The organism is Arthrobacter sp. TMT4-20, assembly GCF_054510775.1.
Genome location: NZ_JBTNDW010000009.1, coordinates 1 through 22,769, shown reverse-complemented (window position 1 = coordinate 22,769; position 22,769 = coordinate 1). Strand labels below are relative to the sequence as shown.

The window sequence follows — 22,769 nt, the reverse complement described above, 5'->3', positions numbered from 1 at the left end:
ATCCGCGGTGAAACACCAGTTGCCCACCACCACTGAAGGTATGAACATCTCGATGTCTGACTCCACACCGCCGGGCGGACCCGCGCACGCAACGTCCGCCGTCGTCGACGTTCCTTCCCCGCTTGATGCCGAGGCGATTCGCGCGACCGTTGATCGCGCGCTCGACGACATTGCAGCCGCGGCCGATCTTGACGGGCTTAAGCAGGTGCGAATCGCCCATACCGGCGACAAATCGCCACTCAGCCTCGCGAACCGGGGCATCGGTGCCCTCGCCAAGGACGAGAAGGCTGCGGCCGGCAAGAACATCGGGCCGGCGCGCGGCAGAATCAACGCTGCGCTCGCCGCCCGGACGGCTGAACTGGAAGCCGAACGTGATGCCCGCATCCTCGTTGAGGAGGCGGTGGATGTGACGGCCGCACCGCGACGTCGGCGTGCGGGTGCACGCCACCCCCTGTCCACGCTGCAGGAACGCGTCAGCGACATCTTCGTGGGCATGGGCTGGGAAATCGCCGAAGGACCCGAGCTGGAGTCGGAGTGGTTCAACTTCGACGCGTTGAACTTCAAACCAGACCACCCGGCCCGTGACATGCAGGACACCTTCTTCGTGGAGCCTCCCGAGGCGCACCTGCTGCTGCGCACCCACACCTCACCCGTCCAGGTGCGGTCCATGCTGGAACGTCCGCTGCCGCTGTACGTGCTGTGCCCCGGCAAAGTGTTCCGCACCGATGAGCTCGACGCCACCCACACGCCCGTGTTCCACCAGTTCGAAGGCCTGGCCATCGACCGGAACCTCAGCATGGCCGACCTGCGCGGCACCCTGGAGCACTTCGCCCGGCTGATGTTCGGCGACGACGCCCAGATCCGGTTGCGCCCGAACTTCTTCCCGTTCACCGAGCCATCAGCCGAACTCGACATCTGGCACCCCGGCGCCAAGGGCGGGCCGCAGTGGATCGAGTGGGGTGGCTGCGGCATGGTCCACCCCAATGTGCTGCGCGCTGCGGGCATCGACCCCGAGGAATTCTCCGGGTTCGCCTTCGGCATGGGCATTGAACGCACCCTGATGTTCCGCAACGAGGTAGGCGACATGCGGGACATGATTGAGGGCGATGTACGGTTCAGCGAGCACTTCGGGATGGAGATCTAAGCATGCGTATTCCACTTTCCTGGTTGCGTGAATTCGCACAGGTCCCAGCCGGTGCCACCGCCGAAGACGTAATGGCCGAACTGGTCAAGGTCGGCCTTGAGGAAGAGGCCGTGCACCGTCCCACCGACACCCTGTCCGGGCCCGTCGTCGTCGGCCAGGTGCTCTCGGTGGTCAAGGAGCCGCAGACCAACGGCAAAACCATCAACTGGTGCCAGGTCCGCGTTGTCCCCGAAGGCCAGCCCCAGACGCTGACCACCGAGGGCATCGACCCGTCGGGGGTGCAGGGCATCGTCTGCGGCGCCCACAACTTCGTCGAGGGTGACAAGGTGGTGGTCACCCTGCCGGGCGCCGTATTGCCCGGCGACTTCCACATCGCCGCCCGCAAAACCTACGGCCACGTCTCCGCCGGCATGATCGCCTCGGTGCGCGAACTTGGCATCGGTGACGATCACGACGGCATCCTGGTGCTCTCCACCCTCGGACTCGACCCGGAGGTGGGCTCCGATGCCATGGACCTGCTGGGTCTCTACGACCAGGCCGCCGAAATCAACGTCACCCCGGACCGCAGCTACTGCTTCTCGATCCGCGGCGTTGCCCGTGAGTACGCCCATGCCACCGGGACCGCTTTCACCGACCCCGCAGCCCAGGTCACCGCGCCCGCGGCACTGTCCGGTGGTTACCCGGTCACCATCAGCGACGAGTCGCCGATCTACGGCAACCCGGGCTGTGACAGGTTCGTCGCCCGCACCGTCCGCAACGTCGATGCGAGCCGTCCCACGCCGCCGTGGCTGGCCTCCCGGCTCCGGCTCGCCGGGATCCGTTCCATTTCCCTGCCCGTCGACATTTCCAACTATGTGATGCTCGAACTGGGTCAGCCCATTCACTGCTACGACCAGGACAAGCTCTCCGGCGGCATCGTCGTCCGGCGGGCAACGCCGGGGGAGACGCTCAAAACCCTCGACGACAAGGTCCGCAAGCTCGACGTCGAGGACCTCCTGATTGCCGACGGTTCAGGCGCCATCGGCATCGCCGGTGTCATGGGTGGCGCCGACACGGAGGTGTCCGACTCGACCGGCACGGTGCTGGTCGAGGCGGCCCACTTCGATGAAGTGTCGATCGCGCGATCACGCCGCCGCCACAAGCTGCCGTCCGAGGCCTCCAAGCGGTTCGAGCGTGGGGTGGACTGGCAGGTTGCCGGCATCGCCGCCCAGCGCGTGGTGGACTTGCTGGTCGAACTCGCCGGTGGCACCGCCGACGACGCCGGAACCGAGGTGGGCACCCAGCCCGGCGCCGTCGTCATCGACCTGCCTGCTGGTTACGCGGCCAGCCGGATCGGCATCGACTTCACCGACGAGCAGATCACCGGGGCCCTCACCGATTTGGGGGCCGTAGTGGAAGCGCACGACGGCGGTCACACCGTCACGGCGCCCAGCTGGCGGCAGGACCTGCAGATCAAGGACGACCTCACCGAGGAAATCGCCCGGCTGGTGGGCTACGACAAGATCCCGTCGCGGCTTCCCGTGGCACCTCCCGGCAGCGGCCTGTCCCGCGTCCAGGTGCAGCGCCGCCGCGTGCTGCAGGCGCTGGCCGACTCGGGCCTCACCGAGGTGCTCTCCTACCCGTTCGTTTCGCTGGACAGCAACAACACCTTCGGGTCCGCCGACGCGACGGAACAGCCCGCCATCAAACTGGCCAACCCCTTGAGTGCCGAACTGGGCTACCTGCGCCGCTCGGTGCTGCCCGGACTGATCGAAGTCGCCAAACGGAACCATTCACGTGGCTTCCGGGATCTGGCCCTGTACGAGGCGGGCCTGGTGTTCCTGCCGCAGGACGCCGTCGGCAGTCGTGACATTCCGCCGTTGGGCGTCCGCCCTTCCGAAGACATCCTTGACGGCCTCTATGACGGACTGCCCGACCAGCCGTTGACCATCGCTGCTGTCTTCACCGGCAACGACTCACCGGCAGGCGCCAACCATCAGCCACGCCCGTGGGACTGGGCGGATGCCCTGGACACGGTCCGGCTGATGGCCGACGTCGTCGGCGTCGACCTTGAGGTGACGCAGGGGGAGCACCAGGTGTTTCATCCCGGTCGCACGGCACGCATTTCGCTGCGCACCGGTGAACTGCTCGGCTATGCCGGCGAACTTCACCCGAAGCTTCTTGCCGCCCTAGACCTTCCAGCCCGCACCGTGGCGCTGGAAATCAACGCCGACCTGCTGTTCGACGCCGCTCCGGATGTGATTGTCGCGAAGCACCTCTCGACCTTCCCTGCCACCACCCAGGATGTGGCACTGGTGGTCGACGGCGGGCTGCCGGCCGACGTCGTGCTCTCGACCCTGCGCGAAGGCGCGGGGGAGCTCCTCGAGGACGTGCACCTGTTTGACGTGTACGACGGCGCGGGAATTGAGGACGGGCGCAAGTCGTTGGCCTTCGCCCTGCGGTTCAGGGCACCGGACCGGACCCTGACCGCCGACGAGGCCAGCGGCGCCCGCGACGCAGCGGTCCACCTGGCGGCCGAACGCCACGGAGCCGTCCAGCGCTAGCCCGTTCCGGGCGGTCCGGTCGCGGTTCCGGGCGGTCCGGACTGCCCGGACCGTCCGGACTGCCCGTGACCCGTGGGCAGTCAATCCGGGTGCTAGGGAACGAGCAGCAGTTTCCCGGTGGTTTTGCGTGCCTCCAGGTCTTCGTGCGCCTGCGCAGCGGCTTCCAGGGGATAGGTTGCGCCAATCCTGACCTTCAGCGAGCCGTCCACGACGGCGGCGAACAGCTCCGAGGAGCGCCAGCGCCGCTCCTCAACGGTCAGCAGGTGATCGAGCAGTTTCGGCCGGGTGAGATGAACCGACCCCGCGGACGCCAGCCGCTGCGGGTCGAACGCCGGAACCGGCCCCGACGCAGCGCCGAACAGCACCAGCGTGCCGCGCTTCCGTAGCGACGCCAACGACCCGTCAAAGGTGGCCCGGCCCACGCCGTCGTACACGACATCCACTCCGACGCCGTTGGTGAGCTCCCGCACGGCGGTGTCGAAGCCCTCATATCGGAGCACTTCATCTGCTCCGGCTTCCCGGGCCAGCGCCTCCTTGGCGTCGGTGGAGACCGTGGTGATCACCCGGGCACCCCTGGCCTTGAGCAGTTGGATGAGGAGCAGGCCCACGCCTCCCGCACCGGCATGCGTCAAGACCGTCTGGCCCAGCTGAACGGTGAAGGTGGTATTGATCAGGTAGTGCGCGGTCATGCCCTGCAACGGAAGCGCTGCTGCCGTTTCGAGGCTGATGCCCTCGGGCACCGGCAGGGCCTTGTCGGCTTCCACCAGGGTGAACTCGGCGTAGGTGCCCTTCCCTTCGGCGAAGGCCACCCGGTCGCCGACGGCGAAGCCGGACGCCTCCGGGCCCAGCGCCACCACCTCGCCGGCGGCCTCGGCGCCCGGGGTGAAGGGATAGCCCACCGGGTAGTAGCCGCTGCGCTGATAGGTTTCGATGTAGTTGACGCCTGCCGCGGCCACCCGCACCAGGAGCTCGGAGCCCGCTGGTGTGGGCCGATCCACCTCGGTCACCTTGAGTACTTCGGGTCCTCCGGCTTGCTGGATAACAATGGCTGTTGGCATCGAGGCTCCTTTGTTGGCGTGCTGTGTTTCCATGCTAGAACGACCGGGTCTCCTCGCAGCACCTCGTGCATATTTATGTGGACCTCTGTATATTCCTGTTGTACTGTTGGGTCATGACTATTTCAGTGGCGGTTTCGGGTGCCAGCGGCTACGCCGGCGGTGAGTTGCTCCGCCTGCTCGTCTCCCATCCTTCGGTGACCATCGGTGCGATCACTGCCCACAGCAGTGCAGGATCGCGTCTCGGTGAACTTCAACCACACCTGCACTCGCTGAGCAACCGCCTGATTGAAGAGACCACTGTGGAAAACCTCGCTGGCCATGACGTGGTTTTCCTCGCCCTGCCTCACGGCGCCAGCGCCGATATCGCTGCCCAGCTACCCGACACCACCCTCGTGATCGATGCCGGCGCCGACCACCGCCTCTCCGACCCGGCTGCCTGGGAAAAGTTCTATGGCTCCGCCCACGCCGGCACTTGGCCGTACGGCCTCCCTGAGCTGCCCGACCACCGCGAACTCCTGCGCTCCGCCCGCCGGGTCGCCGTCCCGGGCTGTTACCCCACCAGTTCGCTGCTGGCGCTCACCCCGGGGTTCGCGGCCGGGCTGCTGCAGCCCGACGACGTCGTTATCGTTGCAGCGTCGGGCACCTCCGGCGCGGGCAAAGCGGTCAAGCCGCACCTGCTGGGGTCCGAGGTGATGGGGGGAATGAGCCCGTACGGAGTCGGTGGCGCACACCGGCACACCCCCGAGATCGAGCAGGGGCTATCCCTCGCCGCCGGGCAGCAGGTCCAGGTGTCCTTCACCCCGACCCTCGCACCGATGGCCCGCGGCATTCTCACCACCGCCACCGCCAAGGTGATGCCCGGAACCACTGCCGAACAGCTGCGGGATGCCTGGACCGCAGCGTACGACGACGAACCCTTCGTCACCGTGTTACCGGAAGGCCACTGGCCGGCCACGAAGGCCGTGCTCGGCTCCAACTACGCCAACCTCCAGCTGGCGTTCGACGAACACGCCGGGCGCGTGATTGTCACCTGCGTGATCGACAACCTCACCAAGGGCACCGCCGGTGGGGCCATCCAATCCATGAACATCGCCCTGGGACTCCCGGAGACCGCTGGGCTCACCTTGCAGGGAGTAGCACCATGAGCATCACCGCACCGGCCGGATTCCGCGCCGCAGGCACTGCCGCCGGACTCAAATCCTCGGGCAAGCCCGACGTCGCGGTCGTTGTCAACGACGGACCCCTGCAGCACGCAGCGGCAGTGTTTACCTCCAACCGGGTTGCCGCCGCACCCGTGCAGTGGTCCCGTCAGGTGGTTTCCGACGGGCGGGTCGATGCAGTGGTCCTCAACTCCGGGGGAGCGAACGCCTGCACCGGGGCCGTTGGCTTCCAGAACACTCACGCCACCGCCGAGTACGTCGCCGACGCGCTGGGGGTCTCCTCGGGTGACGTTTTCATCTGCTCCACCGGGCTGATCGGGGAACAGCTCCCCATGGACAAGCTGCTGCCAGGCGTCAGCGACGCCGTCGCCCAACTGTCCACCGCCGGCGGGCAGGCCGCAGCCGAAGCCATCATGACCACCGATTCGGTGCCAAAGAACGCGAGGCACCCGGCTTCAGTCGACGCCCCCAGCGAGGGATACTCCATCGGCGGGATGGCGAAGGGCGCCGGGATGCTCGCCCCCGGTCTGGCCACCATGCTGGTGGTACTCACCACCGACGCTGTTGTCGATCCCGCACAGCTGGCCACGGCCCTGCGCGCGGCCACTCGAGTGACCTTCGACCGGACCGACTCGGACGGGTGCATGTCCACCAACGACACGGTGGTCCTGCTCGCGTCGGGCGCCAGCGGGGTCACCCCCGACCTGCAGGAGTTCGAGGGAGCGCTCACCGGGGTCTGCCATTCACTGGCCCAGCAGCTGATCAAGGACGCCGAAGGTGCCAGCCACGACATCGCCATCACCGCCGTCAACGCGGCCAGCGAGAAGGACGCCGAAACGGTGTGCCGATCGGTGGCCCGCTCAAACCTCTTCAAGACGGCCATCTTCGGCAACGACCCCAACTGGGGCCGGGTGCTGGCAGCGGTCGGCACCACCGACGCGGCCTTCGAACCGGACCAGTTGAACGTCACCATGAACGGGGTGCAGATCTGCCGCAACGGCGGCATCGGCGATTCACGGGACCTGGTGGACCTCACGGGCCGCGAGGTCACGGTCGAGATTGATCTCAACGCCGGGACCGAGACCGCGACCATCTGGACCAACGACCTCACGCACGAATACGTGCACGAAAACTCGGCGTACTCGTCGTAACGGTTGCCCGCCGCGGCAGCTTAGAACAGAAGGAGACCATGAATTCAGTCATTGCCGCACAGGACAAGGCAGAGACCCTCATCGAAGCGCTGCCGTGGATCCAACGGTTTGCTGGCACCACGATGGTGATCAAATACGGCGGCAACGCCATGGTCAACGAGGACCTGCGCCGCGCCTTCGCCGAGGACATCGTCTTCCTCCACCACGTCGGAATCCGCCCGGTCGTCGTCCATGGCGGCGGACCGCAGATCAGCTCCATGCTGCAACGGCTCGGCATGGAGTCCGAATTCAAGGGCGGCCTGCGGGTCACCACCCCCGCCACCATGGACGTGGTCCGGATGGTGCTCACCGGTCAGGTGGGCCGCGAGCTGGTCGGTCTCATCAACTCCCACGGCCCCTACGCCGTCGGACTCTCCGGTGAGGACGGCGGCCTCCTGCAAGCCACCCGCACCGGCACCGTCGTCGACGGCGTCGAGGTGGACCTCGGCCTGGTCGGCGAGGTGGTCGGCGTGAACCCGGCCGCCATCCTCGACATCCTTGAGGCCGGCCGGATCCCAGTGATTTCAACGGTCGCCCCGGAGATTGACGACGACGGCGAGGGCACCAACCAGGTCCTCAACGTCAACGCCGATACCGCCGCGGCGGCCCTGGCCCAGGCCCTGAACGCCTCCAAACTGGTGATCCTCACGGACGTCGAGGGGCTGTACGCCAACTGGCCCGACAGGTCCTCGCTGATCTCTTCCCTCACCGCCGGCCAGCTGCGCGCCATGCTGCCGCAGCTGGAGTCGGGCATGATTCCCAAAATGACCGCGTGCCTCGCCGCCATCGACGGCGGAGTGGAGCGCGCGCACATCGTCGACGGCAGGCTGGCCCACTCCATGCTGCTGGAAACCTTCACCACCGCCGGAATCGGCACCCAGGTGGTACCGGACGAGGACGGATCATGACTGATCTCAACCACACGGAACAGCTCGCCGAAGTGCTCGACCAGCAGGCCTCGGGTGCTGACTGGCTGGCGCGTTACAGCTCCTCGCTGCTCGGCGTCTTCGGCACCCCGCAGCGGGTCCTGGTCCGCGGCAACGGTTGCACCGTCTGGGATGCCGACGGCAACCAGTACCTCGACCTGCTCGGCGGTATCGCCGTCAACGCTCTGGGCCACGCCCACCCGTTCGTCACCTCGGTGATCTCCAGCCAGCTCGCCACCCTGGGGCATGTGTCGAATTTCTTCACCAGCCCCACCCAGATTGCCCTGGCCGAAAAGCTGCTGCAGCTCTCGGTGGCGCCCGCCGGGTCGAAGGCTTTTTTCACCAACTCAGGCACCGAGGCGGTGGAGGCAGCCTTCAAGCTGGCGCGCCGCAACAGCACCCCAGCGGCGGACGGCAAACCCGCACGCACCCGGATCCTGGCCCTGGACGGCGCCTTCCACGGCCGCACCATGGGGGCGCTCGCGCTGACCGCGAAGCAGGCCTACCGTGAGCCGTTCGAACCGCTCCCCGGCGGCGTCGAACATCTGCCGTTCGGCAGCATCGAGGCGCTGGTGAACGCGGTCGACGAGACCGTTGCAGCGGTCATCCTCGAACCCATCCAGGGGGAGGCTGGCGTCCGTCCGCTCCCTCCCGGGTATCTGCAGGCCGCCCGTGAGGTCACCACCCGAGCTGGCGCGCTGCTGATCCTCGACGAGGTCCAGACCGGGATCGGCCGCACCGGGTCCTGGTTTGCCCATCAGCCCAGCGGCATCGTGCCGGATGCCATGACGCTTGCCAAGGGACTCGGCGGCGGGTTCCCTATTGGTGCGCTGATCACGTTCGGCGCTGCGGTGTCATCCCTGTTCGCCCCCGGCCAGCATGGCACCACCTTCGGGGGGAACCCCGTCGCGACGGCCGCAGCGTTGGCTACCCTGCACACCATCGAGGCCACCGACCTCCTCGGCCACGCGCACGACGTCGGAGCCTGGCTCCGCGCCGAGCTTGCCACTGTCGAGCTGGTCACCGAGGTCCGCGGTGAAGGGCTGCTGATCGGATTCGACCTGACCGGCGACTACGCCGCTGCGGCCGTGACCGAGGCACTACTCCAGGGCTTCATCATCAACGCTCCCACCCCGCACACGCTGCGCCTGGCACCACCGCTGATCCTCACCACAGAGCAGGCTGCCACCTTCACCGCCGCGCTGCCCGGCATCCTGAATATCGCAAAGGAACGTACCCCATGACCCGCCACTTCCTGGTCGACACCGACCTGACCCAGGCCGAGCAGACCGAAGTCCTCGACCTTGCCGCCGAGCTCAAGCGTGCCCCGTATTCGCGCAGCACCTACGCCGGCCTGGACCCAGCCGGAACAGCCACTGCGGGACGTCAAACCGTCGCGGTCATCTTCGACAAAACGTCCACCCGCACCCGCGTCTCCTTTGCCACCGGCATCGCCGACCTCGGCGGGGTCCCACTGATCATCGGGGCGGGGGAGTCGCAGCTGGGCCACAAGGAATCTATTACCGATACCGCCAAGGTGCTCGAACGGATGGTTTCCACCATCGTCTGGCGCACCTACGCGCAGGCCGGGCTGGAAGAGATGGCCGCGGCGTCGAAGGTCCCGGTGATCAACGCGCTGTCCGATGACTACCACCCGTGCCAGCTTCTCGCTGACCTGTTGACCATCCGCGAACACAAGGGCACCCTGGCGGGGCTGAGCCTCGCGTACCTGGGCGATGCTGCCAATAACATGGCCAACTCCTACCTGCTCGCGGGGGTCACCGCTGGCATGCACGTCCGGATCGCCGGCCCCGAGGGGCACCTTCCCCAGCAGTCGGTGATCGATCAGGCCACTGCCCGGGCGGCCGAGACGGGTGGGTCGGTGCTGGTCACCACCGACCCTGCCACCGCGCTTGCCGACGCCGACGTCGTCGCCACCGACACCTGGATCTCTATGGGCCAGGAACCGGACAGCGCGGGAGCCAAGGACGCAACCTTTGAGCTGTTCAGCAGCTACGGGGTGGATGCGGCCGCGATGGCGCACGCCGCCCCCGACGCCGTCGTCCTCCACTGCCTGCCCGCGTACCGTGGTTACGAGATTGCCGCCGATGTCATCGACGGCCCCCAATCGGTGGTCTGGGACGAGGCCGAAAACCGGCTGCACGCCCAGAAAGCCCTGATGGTCTGGCTGATGGACCGACGATGACCTCCCTCCAGCCCACCACCAAGACCGCCCGCCAGGCGAGGATCCGGGCGATCCTCACTGGGCAGTCGGTCCGGTCCCAGGCAGAACTGGCTGCTCTCCTGGCCGACGACGGCGTCCTGGTCACCCAGGCGACCCTCTCCCGCGACCTGGTGGAGCTCGGTGCGGTGCGGGTCCGTGCCGGCGAGGGTACCCTCGTTTACGCGGTGCCCGCCGAAGGCGGCGGGCGGACGCCGCAGAGCGGGGTCACCCAGGAAATCCTCGATTCCCGGCTGTCCCGGCTGTGCTCGGAGTTACTCGTCACTGCTGAGGCGTCGGGAAACCTGGTCGTCTTGCGGACCCCGCCGGGGGCCGCGAACTTCCTGGCCCTGGCAATCGACCACTCGGTGATGCCCTCGGTCCTGGGGAGCATCGCCGGCGACGACACGATTATGCTGGTGACCCGCGACCCGGCGGGCGGGCCGGACGTGGCGGAGCGCTTCCGCCAGTTTGCGCAGGACCCGATGAGCAAACCCCTGTCCTGACCATTTCTTGCCTCTTTCAGACAAAACCAACCTCAACACCCTAGGAGCACAACCCATGACTGAACGCATTGTCCTCGCCTACTCCGGCGGACTCGACACCTCAGTAGCCATCGGCTGGATCGCCGAAGCGACCGGCGCCGAGGTCATCGCCGTCGCCGTCGACGTTGGACAGGGCGGTGAATCCTTGGAGGAGATTCGCCAGCGTGCCCTCGACTGCGGCGCCGTCGAAGCCTACGTGGCTGACGCCCGCGACGAGTTCGCCAACGACTACTGCATGCCAGCGCTGAAGGCCAACGCCCTGTACATGGACGCCTACCCGCTGGTCTCGGCGGTCTCCCGCCCGGTTATCGTCAAGCACCTGGTGGCGGCCGCCCGTGAATTCGGCGCCACCACGGTGGCCCACGGCTGCACCGGCAAGGGCAACGACCAGGTGCGTTTCGAGGTGGGCATCCAGACCCTCGGCCCGGACCTGCGCTGCATCGCCCCCGTGCGTGACCTGGCCCTGACCCGGGACAAGGCCATCACCTTCGCGGAGGAGCACAACCTGCCCATCCAGACCACCAAGAAGAACCCGTTCTCGATCGACCAGAACGTCTGGGGTCGCGCCGTCGAGACCGGTTTCCTCGAGGACATCTGGAACGGCCCGTCGAAGGACGTCTATGAGTACACCGATTCGCCCGAGTTTTCCCCGGCCGCCGACGAGGTGACCATCACCTTCCGTGAGGGCATCCCCGTCGCCATCGACGGCGTTGCAGTCACCCCCCTGCAGGCCATCGAACAGCTGAACCGCCGTGCCGGCGCCCAGGGCGTGGGCCGGATCGACATCGTGGAGGACCGCCTGGTCGGCATCAAGAGCCGCGAAATCTATGAGGCGCCCGGCGCCATGGCCCTGATCGCCGCGCACCGCGAGCTGGAAAACGTCACGGTGGAACGCGAGCAGGCCCGGTTCAAGAAGACCGTCGGCCAGCGCTGGACCGAGCTGGTCTACGACGGCCAGTGGTTCTCCCCGCTGAAGCGCTCCCTTGACACGTTCATCGACGACACCCAGAAATACGTTTCCGGGGACATCCGGATGGACCTCCACGGCGGCCGCGCCACGGTCACCGGCCGCAAGTCCGAGACCTCGCTGTACGACTTCAACCTGGCCACCTATGACACCGGCGACACCTTCGACCAGTCAATGGCCCGCGGCTTCATCGAGATCTTCGGTCTGTCCTCCAAGGTGGCCTCCGGCCGCGACGAGCGGGCGGGTCAGTAGCGATGGCGGGAGCCTCCACCAACGAGGGAGCCCTCTGGGGCGGCCGGTTCGACGGCGGACCCGCCGACGCGCTGGCCGCCCTGAGCAAGTCGACCCACTTCGACTGGCGCCTGGCCGTGTATGACATTGCCGGGTCCCGGGCGCACGCCCGGGTCCTGCACCGGGCGGGCCTGCTCGACGACGATGAACTCACCGGCATGCTCGCCGCCCTCGACGCCCTCGACGCCGACGTCCGCTCCGGCGCGTACACGCCCGCCGCATCGGACGAGGACGTGCACGGGTCGCTGGAACGTGGCCTGATCGAACGTGCCGGCGTCCAGCTGGGCGGCAAGCTCCGCGCTGGCCGCTCCCGCAATGACCAGGTCGCCACCCTGGGGCGCATGTATCTGCGGGACCACGCCCGGATCGTCGGGGCCGGGGTGCTGGCCACCATTGAGGCGCTGGTACAACAGGCCGAGGACCATCTGAGGGTTCCGATGCCGGGCCGCACCCACCTGCAGCATGCCCAGCCCGTGCTTTTGAGCCATCACCTGCTCGCCCATGCCTGGGCGCTGCTGCGCGATGTGCAGCGGCTTCAGGACTGGGACAAACGGGCGGCCGTGTCGCCCTATGGCTCCGGCGCCCTCGCGGGATCCTCGCTGGGGCTGGACCCGCAGGCTGTCGCGGCGGAGCTGGGTTTCGCCTCGGCGACCCACAACTCGATCGACGGGACGGCGGCGCGGGATGTCTACGCCGAGTTCGCGTGGATCGCCTCAATGATCGGGGTGGACCTGTCCCGGATCAGCGAGGAGGTGATCCTGTGGGCCACGAAGGAGTTCTCCTTCGTCACCCTGCATGACTCCTATTCCACCGGGTCATCGATCATGCCGCAGAAGAAGAACCCCGACGTCGCTGAACTGGCGCGGGGCAAAGCGGGCCGCCTGATCGGCAACCTCACGGGGCTGCTCGCCACCCTCAAAGGGCTGCCGCTGGCCTACAACCGTGACCTCCAGGAGGACAAGGAACCGGTCTTCGACGCGACCGACACGCTGGAAGTGCTGCTCCCCGCAGTCTCCGGCATGATCGCCACGTTGACGTTCAACACCGAACGGATGGCGTCCCTCGCACCCCAGGGTTTCGCGTTGGCGACCGACGTAGCCGAATGGCTGGTCCGGCAGGGGGTCCCCTTCCGGGAAGCCCACGAACTCTCCGGTGCAGCCGTCCGGCTGGCCGAGGGCCGTGGCGTGGAGCTGTGGGACCTCAGCGACGCGGATTATGCGTCCATTTCGCAGCACCTCACCCCGGGTGTCCGCGAGGTCCTGACGGTCGAGGGTTCCCTGAACAGCCGAGACTCCCAGGGCGGCACGGCCCCGGTGGCGGTGCAGCGCCAGCTGCAGGCCCTCCGGCAGGAGCTGGCAGGCGTTGCCAGCTTCCTGACTGACGTGCGGGGTACGCTCTAGGACAGGATCTAGTGCAGCCGCCCGTTGACCGGGCCAGACGATAAGGACCCACAGTGATTGAGCATCTCATCCGCGAAGTATCAGCCGGGCTCGCCGTTGCCGGTGAGGACCTGAAGGCCACAGTGAAGGGGATCGACGACAGTTCGTTCGGCGAACCTACCGCGTTGCCCGGCTGGTCGCGGGCCCACGTAGTCGCGCACGCGGAGGGGATCTCGCGCGCCATGCAGCGGCAGGTCGAGCATGCGATGCAGGGCAACCTGATCGAGCTGTACGACGGCGGGTACGAGGGCCGGGTCCAGGCCATCGAGGCCAGGGCCCAGCGCCCGGCCGCCGAGCAGAAGGAAGCACTGGTGGCGGCGGTTGACGCCGCCGTCGGCGCGTTCGAGAACGCCCGCGACCAGTGGGAGGCAAAAGTCTCCTTCCGGAATGGGACTGTCTACGACGCGGCCCTGGCGCTGTGGCGGGAGCTGGTGATCCACGCGTCCGACCTCGATGCCGGCACCACCACCCGGGATTGGAGCGACCGCTTCTGCCATTACCTCATCGATTTCCTTGCAGCCCGCGTCCCACAGGGAACTGTCCTGAAGCTGCAGCCGATGGGCGAGGAAGCGATCACAGTCCAGGCGCCCGGTTCCGACGACACCTCGGAGGCCGCCCACACCGTCGTCGTGACCGGCGCATTGCAGGACATCGCCGCGTGGCTTGCGGGTCGCGAACCCGTCGGTGGTCTGGAAGCCACTGATGCGGCCGAAGACGCCGACACAGTTGACCTGCCGGAGCTGGGACCCTGGCCGGCAGCGGTCTCGCCCCAGTAACACCCTTCCGGAACGGTAGGTGCCTGCTGTAGGTTGGGAGCATCCTGTCCCAGGAGGCAGCATGGAATCCCAACTCACCGGCGAGTTGCAGCGCGAATCGGCGTCCCACCGTGCCGAGCCGCTGGGCCGTGTTGAACGGTTGAGGGACGGGTATGTGCTGGCGTTCGACCGGCAGTTCGATTACCCGCGCTCCTACATCTGGAACCTTCTCACCGAACCGGCACGGCTCGCCCAGTGGCTTGGGAAGCTGACACCTGGCTGGGAACTCGGAAAGGAATATGCGCTGGATATGGGCGGCGACCCGTCCACCGGCACTGTTCTTCAACTCAACCCGCCCACCAGCCTCCAGGTCACCTGGGACGACAACATGGGGCTCGAATCAATCCTGGAATGGCGGGTTCTTGACTGCGCCGGCGGTGCCCTGCTGCAGTTGCGGGTCCGATCGGAAACCGCGGATTTCCTCACCGAGGGTGCTGCCGGCTGGCAACTCATCCTGGACACCCTCGACGCCATCGCTGCTGGCAGGACGCCCGGCCCGGATGCGGACTGGGCTGCGTTACGGGACGCGTACGCCACCAAATACCAGCTCTCCCACACGATGGGTGAACTGGAGATCGCCGACGGGGTCACCATGATCCACTTCGATCGACGCTTCGAGGCGACCCTGCCCAGGGTGAAGGACGCGGTGACCGCGGATCCGTCGCAGCAGCCGCGGGTCGAGCAGGCGGAGGTGGACTTCACGGCCGCCGGCTCTTCCACCATTGTCACCGTCAGACATGTGGTGGAAGACCCCACCGAGACCGCAGCATTGATGGCCCGCTGGCATGCCCATCTTGATGCGGTGGGAGTGGATATCGACGGCGATACCCCTCACATCAGCGTCCGTAAACTGCGAGTGCTTGAGGACTTCTACCGGGCCAACACCGCCGCTGAGTGAGCCGCCTCGCGGGCCAACAGGCTGGTCTTGACCGCCAACCCCCACCGGAAGCCGCCGAGGGAGCCATCGGTGCGGATCACCCGATGACACGGTACAAAGAGCGCCGCAGCGTTCTTGGCGCAGGCGCCGGCTGCCGCGCGCACCGCGCCGGCATTGCCCGCCAGCGTGGCGTACTGCGCGTAGGTGACCGGCCGGCCCGGCTCGACAGTGCGCAACATGTCCCACGCATGGCTGCGGAACGGTCCCGACACCTGTTGCACTCTCACCGAGTCGATCGCCGTAATGTCGCCGTCGTAGTACGCGTCGACTGCCGCAGCGATGGGCCCAAGCTCGGCGGGAGCCACCTCACGTGGTGGGTCGGTGGGACGGAGTGTCGGATGGATTTGCCCGGTCAGTTCCGCCAGCTCCGAGGTCCAGCCAGACGCGAGCACAACGCCGCCCTGCTCCAGGATGGTGAACGGACCGTCAGGGGTGAGGACTGTGGTTTGCCGGACCACGGTGGGGGGATCGAGGGTCATGGGGTTGCTGCTTTCACTGGTGGGGTTGCGGGGGTTGCGGGGGTTGCGGGGGTGCGGGTCGCAGGGTGGCTGGCAGCCAGTCGCCAGAGGTGCATGGTGGCGTAGGAGCGCCAGGGGCTGAAGCGTTCCATGGCCGCCGAAAGCTGCCGCGGGTGGACCGGTCCGGTCTGTCCCGGGAGGGCGGCCCAACCGGTGCGCAGGGCTGCGTCATTGTCCAGCTGGATATCGGGGGCACCGAGCACGCGCAGTGCCACATAGCCGACGGTCCAGGGACCAATGCCCGGAAGTGGGAGGAGTCTGCGTTTCAGGTCGGCGACACTGTCCTCCACACCAAGGTGCAGACTCCCCTCGGCGAGGGCTGCGCTGACCCGCAGAATACTTTCACGACGTCGAGCCGGGCCGGTGAGGAGCTCGGCGCCGCCGTCGGCTAGTTGAGCCGGGGTGGGAAAGAGCCGGTGGAGCGTGCTGGCGCCCGGTTGGGGGACCAGCGTCGACGCGGTACCGAGCGCCGCGAGCCGGTGCAGCGTGCCCCGGGCGGCTTTGACAGTGATTTGCTGACCGATGAGCGCGCGGATCAGAATCTCGTGGGGGTCGGTGGCCCCGGGCAGCCGGATCCCGGGAAGGAGGCGCACCCGGTCGGCGAGCAGCGGGTCGGCGCCCAGGACGCCGTCGACGGCTTGCGGGTCGGCGTCGAGATCGAATAGCCGGCGAATCCGGGACAACAGCACCGGCAGGTCGGGCAACTTCTCCACGGTCACTGTCACAGCCAGCGCAGGCACGCCACTGGGCGCCGTGGTCAGGCGTGCGCTGAACCTGCCCTGTCCTCCCGGCAGCTGCAGCAACCGCTCGTACACCCCATCGGTTGCGTGCTCCACGCCGTCGACCGCTCGGAGCCGCAGGAACTCGAAGATGCCGGGGTCGTAGGGGGCGCGGAGGGGGAGGGTCAGCGCCAGGGTTGAACCCGCCAGGGTGGTGCCAGCCGGGGTTGAACCAGCCGGGGTTGAACCAGCCGGGCGGCCGGGGGTGTTGTCGCCGGCGGCTTTCGCGCGGCCGCGAAGATCGGAAGGTGTGAGCGCAAACACTTCCTGCACGGTGTCATTGAAGGACCTGATACTGCTGAACCCGGCGGCGAAGGCAATGTCCGAAAACTTCAAGCCGGTAGCCGTGAGCAGTGAGCGTGCGGTCTGGGCGCGGGTGGCACGGGCGAGGGCGAGTGGGCCGGCGCCCAACTCCTGATGCAGGATCCGGTTCAACTGGCGGCTTGAGTAACCCAGCCGCGCTGCCAGTCCCGTGACGCCGGTCCGGTCCACCTCTCCATCGGAGATCAGCCGCATGGCGCGGGCCGCAGCATCGGAGCGCAGGTTCCAGTCCGGGGTGCCCGGGACCGCCTCTGGGAGACACCGTTTGCAGGCACGGTACCCGGCCTGGTGCGCGGCCGCCGAGGTCTGGTAGAACCGCACATTGGCGGGCTTGGGGGTTCTCGCTGGGCATGACGGCCGGCAGTAAATTCTCGTTGTCGCCACAGCTGTGACGAACTGGCCGTCAAAACGCGCGTCCCGCGAGTCGATTGCCCGATACTGCTGCCAGAAGTCCATCCACCCATCGTTGCAGGTTGAACCGCCCCTGAGCTAGCGGAAATCGGACATCAGCGTGGGTGGGGTGGCTGCAGGGTTTGCTACCGTCGTGTGCGTGACTGCGACCCCCGACAGAAACCGCCTGGCCCTGCCCGCCACCCAGGTTGCGCCCCTGCTGCTGGGGAGCACCCTGGCCCACGACGACGACACCGGCCGCGTTGCCGTCCGCATTACCGAGGTGGAGGCCTATCTTGGTGCCGACGACCCGGGATCGCACGCGTTCCGCGGACAGACGGCCCGGAACACCACCATGTTCGGTAACCCCGGCCACCTCTATGTCTACTTCACCTACGGTATGCACTACTGCGCCAATGTGGTCTGCGGCGAGGCAGGTCAGGCAACCGGGTTGCTGCTGCGGGCAGGGGAAATCGTCGAGGGGCTCGATGTTGCCCGGGAACGGCGGAAGTCTCCACGACACGACGTCGACCTGGCCCGCGGACCAGCCCGCCTGGCTCAGGCGCTTGGTCTGAACCGGAAACTTGACGGTGCCGACCTGTTTGCGGCGCCCCTCACCCTGGCCCTGCCTGCGGCACGGGTGGACCCGGACCTCGTGTCGAGTGGCCCCCGCGTCGGAGTCGCCGGCGTGGGCGGGGGCAGTGAATATCCCTGGCGGTACTGGCTCACCGACGACCCCACCGTGTCGCGGTACCGCGCGGCGAAGCCCCGTATACCCCGTACAGTTAACGGGTGAATAATTCAGTGCCCACAATCTCCGGGACGACAGCTCAGGACTATGTTGAACAACTCTGCCTGACCGTTCAGGACTTTCCCCGGCCGGGAATCAGCTTCCGCGATCTCACCCCGGTGTTTAGCGATGGACCCGCATTCCGTGCCGTCATCGATGACCTGGTCAAACCCTTCACCGGCACCTTCGACCTCGTCGCAGGGATTGAGGCACGCGGATTCCTGCTGGCCGCCGCCGTCGCCTACGCGACCGGCACCGGAGTGCTGGCGGTCCGCAAACCCGGAAAGCTGCCCCGGCCGGTCCTCTCCGAGTCCTACAGCCTCGAGTATGGGGAGGCAAAGCTGGAGATCCATCAGGACGACGTCGCCCCGGGGACGCGGGTGCTGGTGCTCGACGACGTGCTGGCCACCGGGGGCACCCTGGCCGCGGCGACCGCCCTGTTCGAATCGTGCGGAGCCGAGGTTGTCGGTTGCGCGGTGGTCCTGGAACTCACCGGGTTGCAGGGACGGCTGAAAGTCCAGCAGTACCCAGTGCACAGGGTGGTGGCCTCATAGGATTCACCGATCATGCCAAAAGTGCCAGCTGCACTGTAGAATTGACGGTCTGCCTTTGGCGAGAGGGAAACGCATAATGCATCACACATCCACGGCCCGTAACGAACTCGACCATGAGCGCGGCTACGTGGCGGGACTCTACCAACGGCTCGATGAACTCCGTGACGAGAAGCGCGGGCAGCTGGCAGAGGTGCGCCGTTCCCTGTCGGCCGGCTCCCACCAGAACCGGTCCGAACGCGACGCTTTCGCCACGATGTACGAGGATCGGCTGGCCCAGCTCAACGCCGTCGACGACCGGCTCGTCTTTGGCCGGCTGGACCTTGACGACGGGGATGAGCGGTACATCGGCAGGATCGGGTTGTCCACCGAGGACCTGCAACAGCTGATGGTCGACTGGCGTGCACCCGAAGCCGGTACCTTCTACCAGGCGACCGCTTTCGAGCGGATGGGCGTTCGTCGTCGTCGTCACCTGATTCTGTCCCGACGGAACGTCCTTGCCATTGAAGATGATGTGCTGGATGCAGCCCTCCTGACCGAAGATGAATCACTCCAGGGTGAGGGTGCGCTGCTCGCCGCCCTCAATTCCAAGCGCACCGGACAAATGTCCGACATCGTCGGAACCATCCAGGCCGAACAGGACCGGGTGATTCGGGCGCCGCTGCAGGGCGTCGTCGTCGTACAGGGTGGCCCGGGAACCGGCAAGACAGCTGTTGCGCTCCACCGCGCCGCCTACCTGCTCTACACGCACCGTGAACGGCTGAAGTCGGCTGGCGTCCTCCTGGTGGGACCCACCAACGCGTTCATGAAATACATTGAGCGGGTGCTCCCGTCGCTGGGTGAAACCGGCGTGGTGATGGCGAGCATCGGCAGCCTGATGCCCGGCATCACTGCCATTCAGGAGCCCACCGAGGAAGCAGCAGAGATCAAGGGCCGTCTGGAGATGATCGAGGTGCTGAAGCGAGCCCTGGCGAACCGCCAACGGGTCCCCGACCAGGACAAGCGTCTCAATGTCGAGGGAACCATCCTGACCCTTTCCCCCCGGCAGGTGCGCAAGGCACGCGACCGCGCCCGGGCCACCGGGAAACCCCATAACGAAGCCCGGGTGACGTTCGTCAAGATCCTCCTGCGCGAGCTGACCGAACAACTCACCGAGCAGCTTGAGGAATCGTCGGGCGCCGGCAATACCGCTGACCGGTCCTACCTGGCAGAAGACGTGCGCAGTTCGCGCGACGTCCGGATCGCGTTGAACCTGGCCTGGATGCCGCTGACCCCAGAGAAATTCGTCGCTGAACTATTGACCAAGCCCGGCATCCTTGCCGCTGCAGCCCCTAGCTTCAGCGACGCGGAGGTGGGCCACCTCACCCGACCAGCAGGTGCACCGTGGACCGAAGCCGACGTGGCGTTGCTGGACGAGGCAGCCGAACTGCTCGGCGACCTCGATCCCTCAGCGGGTCGGGACACAGCGGCCCGGGACCAGGAGCGTCGCCGCGACCTGGCAAACGCCGAACGAACCCTCGAGAATGTCAACGAGTCGCTCGCGGATTCAGGGGTCGATGGTGTGCTCAGCGCTGAAGACCTTGCGGACCACAATGCAGTCACCGAAGCCCGGCTGAGCGCAGCTGAACGCGCCTCAGTCGACCGGACATGGGCGTTTGGCCACATTGTGGTCGACGAGGCCCAGGAACTATCCCCCATGCAGTGGCGGGTGCTGATGCGCCGCTGCCCCCTGAAATCGTTCACCATTGTGGGTGATATTGCCCAGACCAGTTCGGCCGCGGGCTCCAATTCATGGCAGCAGGCGCTTGAACCGTTCGTGGGGGAGCGGTGGCAGCTCGAAGAGCTCACCGTCAACTACCGCACACCGGCGCAGATTGCCGAGGCGGCGGCCCGGATGGCCAATGCCGCGGGCCTGGTGGTCTCGGCACCCAAGGCTGTCCGAGAAGGCCGGTGGGCCCCGATCGTGGACCGGGTTCCTGAACTGATTCCGGCGCTCCTGCAGGCTCTTCCCGAAGAACTCAGTGCGGTGGAGGGCGGGTTGCTCGCCATCATTGCCCCCGAGCGGCTCCTGGCGGAGGTGCGGTCCGCTCTGACCGGAGTCTACGGTCAGCGGATCGGCTTCGGTGCGGGCAGCATGGGTCAGGACATTGTGGTCACGAGTCCCCGGGAGGCGAAGGGGCTGGAGTTCGACGGCGTCGTGGTGCTGGAACCAGCGGAAATGCTCGACCCACGGTCCATCCGTGTCGGCGACCTGTACGTGTCGATGACGCGACCTACCCAGCGACTGCGCCTGATTGCCACGGGCGAAATACCGGCGGGCATCGAGGACTGATAATTTAGAGTCTGTGTCCCAGCAAATAGAAACCACAGACCACGGCCTCGCCGAACTCCTGAACGCCCAGCGCAACGACCCAGCTTTCGCCAATGTGTGGCAGGAACTGAAGTGGCGTGGACTGATTCATGTGTCCACCGACGAGGAAGCGCTCGAAAAAGCCCTTGCGGGGGACCCGGTGACTTTCTACTGTGGTTTCGACCCGACTGCACCGAGCCTGCACCTCGGACACCTGGTGCAGCTCCTCACCATGCGCCGGCTACAGCTCGCCGGCCATCGTGCGCTCGGCCTGGTTGGGGGGTCCACCGGTTTGATCGGTGACCCGCGACCCACCTCCGAACGGACACTCAACACTCCTGAAACGGTGGCGGAGTGGGTCGAGAAGCTGCGGGGACAGGTCGAGAAATACCTCGATTTCACCGGGTCCAATCCTGCCCGGATGGTCAACAACCTCGACTGGACGGCACCCCTGAGTGCTATTGATTTCCTGCGTGAAATCGGGAAGCACTACCGGGTGGGCACCATGCTCGCCAAGGACGCCGTCAGTGCGCGGCTGAATTCCGACGCCGGGATCAGCTACACCGAGTTCAGCTACCAGATTCTGCAGGGCCTGGATTTCCTGGAGCTCTACCGCAGCTACGGTTGCACCCTGCAGACGGGCGGCTCAGACCAGTGGGGCAACCTGACCAGCGGCACGGACCTGATCAGGCGTGCCGAGGGGAAGAGCGTCCACGCTATCGGGACGCCGCTGATTACCAACTCGGATGGCACCAAGTTCGGCAAGAGCGAGGGCAACGCCATCTGGATCGATGCCCAGCTGACCAGCCCGTACGCCTTTTACCAGTTCTGGCTCAACACCGCCGACGCTGATGTGGTGGGAAGGCTGAAGGTGTTCACGTTCAAATCCCGTGAGGAAATCGAAGCGTTGGGCCGCGCTGCCGACGAACGGCCGCACTTGCGGGAGGCGCAACGCGCGCTTGCCTTCGAGGTGAACTCGTTGGTGCATGGCGTGGACGCAACAGAGAAGGTCATTGCCGCGTCCGCAGCGCTTTTCGGTCAGGGTGAACTGTCGGAACTCGACGAGACCACCCTGTCGTCTGCAATTGCCGAGTTACCCACTGCCACTGTGTCGACTGCTGGTCTGGGGATTATTGATCTGTTGGTGGCCAGCGGGCTGTCGGCAAGTAACTCAGCCGCACGACGCACCGTCTCGGAAGGGGGTGCCTACGTGAACAACACCAAAGTCCAGGATCCTGACACTGTTGTGGGCCCCGAGTCGCTCCTGCATGGGCGGTACCTGGTCCTTCGCCGGGGCAAACGGACGCTCGCTACTGTGGACGTCGCACCCGCCTAAACCACCTGGTTCAGGCGTGCAGCAGGACGATTTGCGTGCACCTAGATCCACGTGTAATGTTTCATGAGTTGCCGCCGCTGAGTGGCAACCACCCCCTTCGAAAATTTACAGGTAGCTCCGGCGTGTGCTTTGCACAGAAGCCAGAATTACCTCAACTTTTCGTCGGCTCATTCGGTTGTTTTTGCCGAAATCCGGAAATAACGCGGATTTGACAAAGAGAATGCGGATGGAATAACTTTAGATAAGTCGCAGCGAGGAAATGTAAATAGAAAGATTATTTACAGATAATACGAATTGCGCCTGTTATTTGAGAACTCAATAGTGTGCCATGTTTGTTGATACCGATTGTTTTATTGATTGGTTGAATTTGGCTGCATAGCATCACCTCCGTGGTGTTGTGTGGTTGTTTTTGGCTGGTTTCGAATTTTGCGCGTGCCTGTTTACTGGTTTTTCCTGGTGGTGGGTGCGTGTCTGTAATGCATTTACGGAGAGTTTGAT

General features: G+C 66.3%; 20 protein-coding genes. 16 read left to right on the top strand and 4 right to left on the bottom strand.

Features of this window, described 5'->3' with window-relative positions:
- Positions 1–52 precede the first annotated feature (52 nt).
- Positions 53–1,144: a phenylalanine--tRNA ligase subunit alpha gene (pheS, locus tag ACX80Z_RS10040; protein WP_459304154.1), complete on the top strand. Its 1,092-nt coding sequence runs from the start codon at positions 53–55 to the stop codon at positions 1,142–1,144.
- Positions 1,145–1,146: 2 nt separating this feature from the next.
- Positions 1,147–3,687 carry a phenylalanine--tRNA ligase subunit beta gene (pheT, locus tag ACX80Z_RS10035; RefSeq protein ID WP_459315784.1) on the top strand — a complete coding sequence of 847 codons (2,541 nt, stop codon included), beginning with the start codon at positions 1,147–1,149 and terminating at the stop codon, positions 3,685–3,687.
- A gap of 92 nt (positions 3,688–3,779) precedes the next feature.
- Here the strand turns inward: pheT and ACX80Z_RS10030 are convergent, their stop codons facing one another.
- The gene (locus ACX80Z_RS10030; RefSeq protein ID WP_459315783.1) at positions 3,780–4,745 is read right to left on the bottom strand and encodes a quinone oxidoreductase family protein; all 966 of its coding nucleotides are present in this window, start codon (positions 4,743–4,745) and stop codon (positions 3,780–3,782) included.
- A 113-nt stretch (positions 4,746–4,858) separates the two neighbouring features.
- On the opposite strand from ACX80Z_RS10030, the gene argC reads away from it, so the two are divergent.
- The 10 genes from argC (at position 4,859) to ACX80Z_RS09980 (ending at position 15,197) form a co-directional block, all read left to right on the top strand.
- Positions 4,859–5,890 (top strand): N-acetyl-gamma-glutamyl-phosphate reductase, encoded by a 1,032-nt coding sequence (gene argC / locus ACX80Z_RS10025; protein WP_019483400.1) that lies wholly within the window; start codon positions 4,859–4,861, stop codon positions 5,888–5,890.
- Complete coding sequence (gene argJ, locus ACX80Z_RS10020; protein ID WP_024476439.1) at positions 5,887–7,056, top strand: bifunctional glutamate N-acetyltransferase/amino-acid acetyltransferase ArgJ; 1,170 nt, start codon at positions 5,887–5,889, stop codon at positions 7,054–7,056. The genes argC and argJ overlap by 4 nt, the downstream gene beginning before the upstream one ends.
- A gap of 38 nt (positions 7,057–7,094) precedes the next feature.
- Positions 7,095–8,003, top strand: a complete 909-nt coding sequence (gene argB / locus ACX80Z_RS10015; protein WP_116778816.1) for an acetylglutamate kinase — start codon at positions 7,095–7,097, stop codon at positions 8,001–8,003.
- Entirely contained in the window at positions 8,000–9,265 is a 1,266-nt protein-coding gene (locus tag ACX80Z_RS10010; RefSeq protein WP_035747660.1) for an acetylornithine transaminase, read from the top strand. The genes argB and ACX80Z_RS10010 overlap by 4 nt, the downstream gene beginning before the upstream one ends.
- Positions 9,262–10,227 (top strand): ornithine carbamoyltransferase, encoded by a 966-nt coding sequence (gene argF / locus ACX80Z_RS10005; protein WP_459315782.1) that lies wholly within the window; start codon positions 9,262–9,264, stop codon positions 10,225–10,227. The genes ACX80Z_RS10010 and argF overlap by 4 nt, the downstream gene beginning before the upstream one ends.
- Positions 10,224–10,748: an arginine repressor gene (locus ACX80Z_RS10000; RefSeq protein WP_019483395.1), complete on the top strand. Its 525-nt coding sequence runs from the start codon at positions 10,224–10,226 to the stop codon at positions 10,746–10,748. Before argF ends, ACX80Z_RS10000 begins: the two co-directional genes overlap by 4 nt.
- 55 nt (positions 10,749–10,803) lie before the next feature.
- Complete coding sequence (locus ACX80Z_RS09995) at positions 10,804–12,006, top strand: argininosuccinate synthase (RefSeq protein WP_019483394.1); 1,203 nt, start codon at positions 10,804–10,806, stop codon at positions 12,004–12,006.
- A gap of 2 nt (positions 12,007–12,008) precedes the next feature.
- Positions 12,009–13,445 (top strand): argininosuccinate lyase, encoded by a 1,437-nt coding sequence (gene argH / locus ACX80Z_RS09990; protein WP_459315781.1) that lies wholly within the window; start codon positions 12,009–12,011, stop codon positions 13,443–13,445.
- Positions 13,446–13,498: 53 nt separating this feature from the next.
- A complete protein-coding gene (locus ACX80Z_RS09985; RefSeq protein WP_459315780.1) occupies positions 13,499–14,260 on the top strand; it encodes a maleylpyruvate isomerase family mycothiol-dependent enzyme in 762 nt (253 codons plus the stop codon).
- Positions 14,261–14,321: 61 nt separating this feature from the next.
- Positions 14,322–15,197 (top strand): SRPBCC domain-containing protein, encoded by an 876-nt coding sequence (locus ACX80Z_RS09980; protein WP_019483391.1) that lies wholly within the window; start codon positions 14,322–14,324, stop codon positions 15,195–15,197.
- Here ACX80Z_RS09980 and ACX80Z_RS09975 read toward each other — a convergent pair.
- Positions 15,170–15,715: a methylated-DNA--[protein]-cysteine S-methyltransferase gene (locus ACX80Z_RS09975; RefSeq protein WP_459315778.1), complete on the bottom strand. Its 546-nt coding sequence runs from the start codon at positions 15,713–15,715 to the stop codon at positions 15,170–15,172. The two genes, ACX80Z_RS09980 and ACX80Z_RS09975, sit on opposite strands and share 28 nt — an antisense overlap.
- Positions 15,712–17,310 (bottom strand): AlkA N-terminal domain-containing protein, encoded by a 1,599-nt coding sequence (locus ACX80Z_RS09970; RefSeq protein WP_459315777.1) that lies wholly within the window; start codon positions 17,308–17,310, stop codon positions 15,712–15,714. The genes ACX80Z_RS09975 and ACX80Z_RS09970 overlap by 4 nt, the downstream gene beginning before the upstream one ends.
- A 94-nt stretch (positions 17,311–17,404) precedes the next feature.
- Between ACX80Z_RS09970 and ACX80Z_RS09965 the strand changes: the two genes are divergently transcribed.
- From ACX80Z_RS09965 to tyrS, 4 genes are all read left to right on the top strand, one after another.
- On the top strand, positions 17,405–18,040 hold the full coding sequence (locus tag ACX80Z_RS09965) for a DNA-3-methyladenine glycosylase (RefSeq protein WP_459315776.1): 636 nt from the start codon (positions 17,405–17,407) through the stop codon (positions 18,038–18,040).
- Positions 18,037–18,588, top strand: coding sequence for an adenine phosphoribosyltransferase (locus ACX80Z_RS09960; RefSeq protein WP_237715310.1), 552 nt, complete (start codon positions 18,037–18,039; stop codon positions 18,586–18,588). Before ACX80Z_RS09965 ends, ACX80Z_RS09960 begins: the two co-directional genes overlap by 4 nt.
- A gap of 76 nt (positions 18,589–18,664) precedes the next feature.
- Positions 18,665–20,917 (top strand): HelD family protein, encoded by a 2,253-nt coding sequence (locus ACX80Z_RS09955; protein ID WP_459315775.1) that lies wholly within the window; start codon positions 18,665–18,667, stop codon positions 20,915–20,917.
- Positions 20,918–20,930: 13 nt separating this feature from the next.
- Positions 20,931–22,271, top strand: coding sequence for a tyrosine--tRNA ligase (gene tyrS / locus ACX80Z_RS09950; protein ID WP_019483385.1), 1,341 nt, complete (start codon positions 20,931–20,933; stop codon positions 22,269–22,271).
- A gap of 274 nt (positions 22,272–22,545) precedes the next feature.
- Here the strand turns inward: tyrS and ACX80Z_RS09945 are convergent.
- Positions 22,546–22,769 (bottom strand): hypothetical protein (locus ACX80Z_RS09945; RefSeq protein WP_459315774.1); only part of this gene is annotated, 224 nt, incomplete at its 5' end.

Coding starts and splice junctions, on each gene's coding strand:
- argB (WP_116778816.1), top strand. CDS start 7,095: ATGAATTCAGTCATTGCCGCACAGGACAAGGCAGAGACCCTCATCGAA.
- argC (WP_019483400.1), top strand. CDS start 4,859: ATGACTATTTCAGTGGCGGTTTCGGGTGCCAGCGGCTACGCCGGCGGT.
- ACX80Z_RS09975 (WP_459315778.1), bottom strand. CDS start 15,715: ATGACCCTCGATCCCCCCACCGTGGTCCGGCAAACCACAGTCCTCACC.
- argF (WP_459315782.1), top strand. CDS start 9,262: ATGACCCGCCACTTCCTGGTCGACACCGACCTGACCCAGGCCGAGCAG.
- ACX80Z_RS10010 (WP_035747660.1), top strand. CDS start 8,000: ATGACTGATCTCAACCACACGGAACAGCTCGCCGAAGTGCTCGACCAG.
- ACX80Z_RS09955 (WP_459315775.1), top strand. CDS start 18,665: ATGCATCACACATCCACGGCCCGTAACGAACTCGACCATGAGCGCGGC.
- ACX80Z_RS09980 (WP_019483391.1), top strand. CDS start 14,322: ATGGAATCCCAACTCACCGGCGAGTTGCAGCGCGAATCGGCGTCCCAC.
- ACX80Z_RS09995 (WP_019483394.1), top strand. CDS start 10,804: ATGACTGAACGCATTGTCCTCGCCTACTCCGGCGGACTCGACACCTCA.
- ACX80Z_RS09970 (WP_459315777.1), bottom strand. CDS start 17,310: ATGGACTTCTGGCAGCAGTATCGGGCAATCGACTCGCGGGACGCGCGT.
- argJ (WP_024476439.1), top strand. CDS start 5,887: ATGAGCATCACCGCACCGGCCGGATTCCGCGCCGCAGGCACTGCCGCC.
- argH (WP_459315781.1), top strand. CDS start 12,009: ATGGCGGGAGCCTCCACCAACGAGGGAGCCCTCTGGGGCGGCCGGTTC.
- pheT (WP_459315784.1), top strand. CDS start 1,147: ATGCGTATTCCACTTTCCTGGTTGCGTGAATTCGCACAGGTCCCAGCC.
- ACX80Z_RS10000 (WP_019483395.1), top strand. CDS start 10,224: ATGACCTCCCTCCAGCCCACCACCAAGACCGCCCGCCAGGCGAGGATC.
- ACX80Z_RS10030 (WP_459315783.1), bottom strand. CDS start 4,745: ATGCCAACAGCCATTGTTATCCAGCAAGCCGGAGGACCCGAAGTACTC.
- pheS (WP_459304154.1), top strand. CDS start 53: ATGTCTGACTCCACACCGCCGGGCGGACCCGCGCACGCAACGTCCGCC.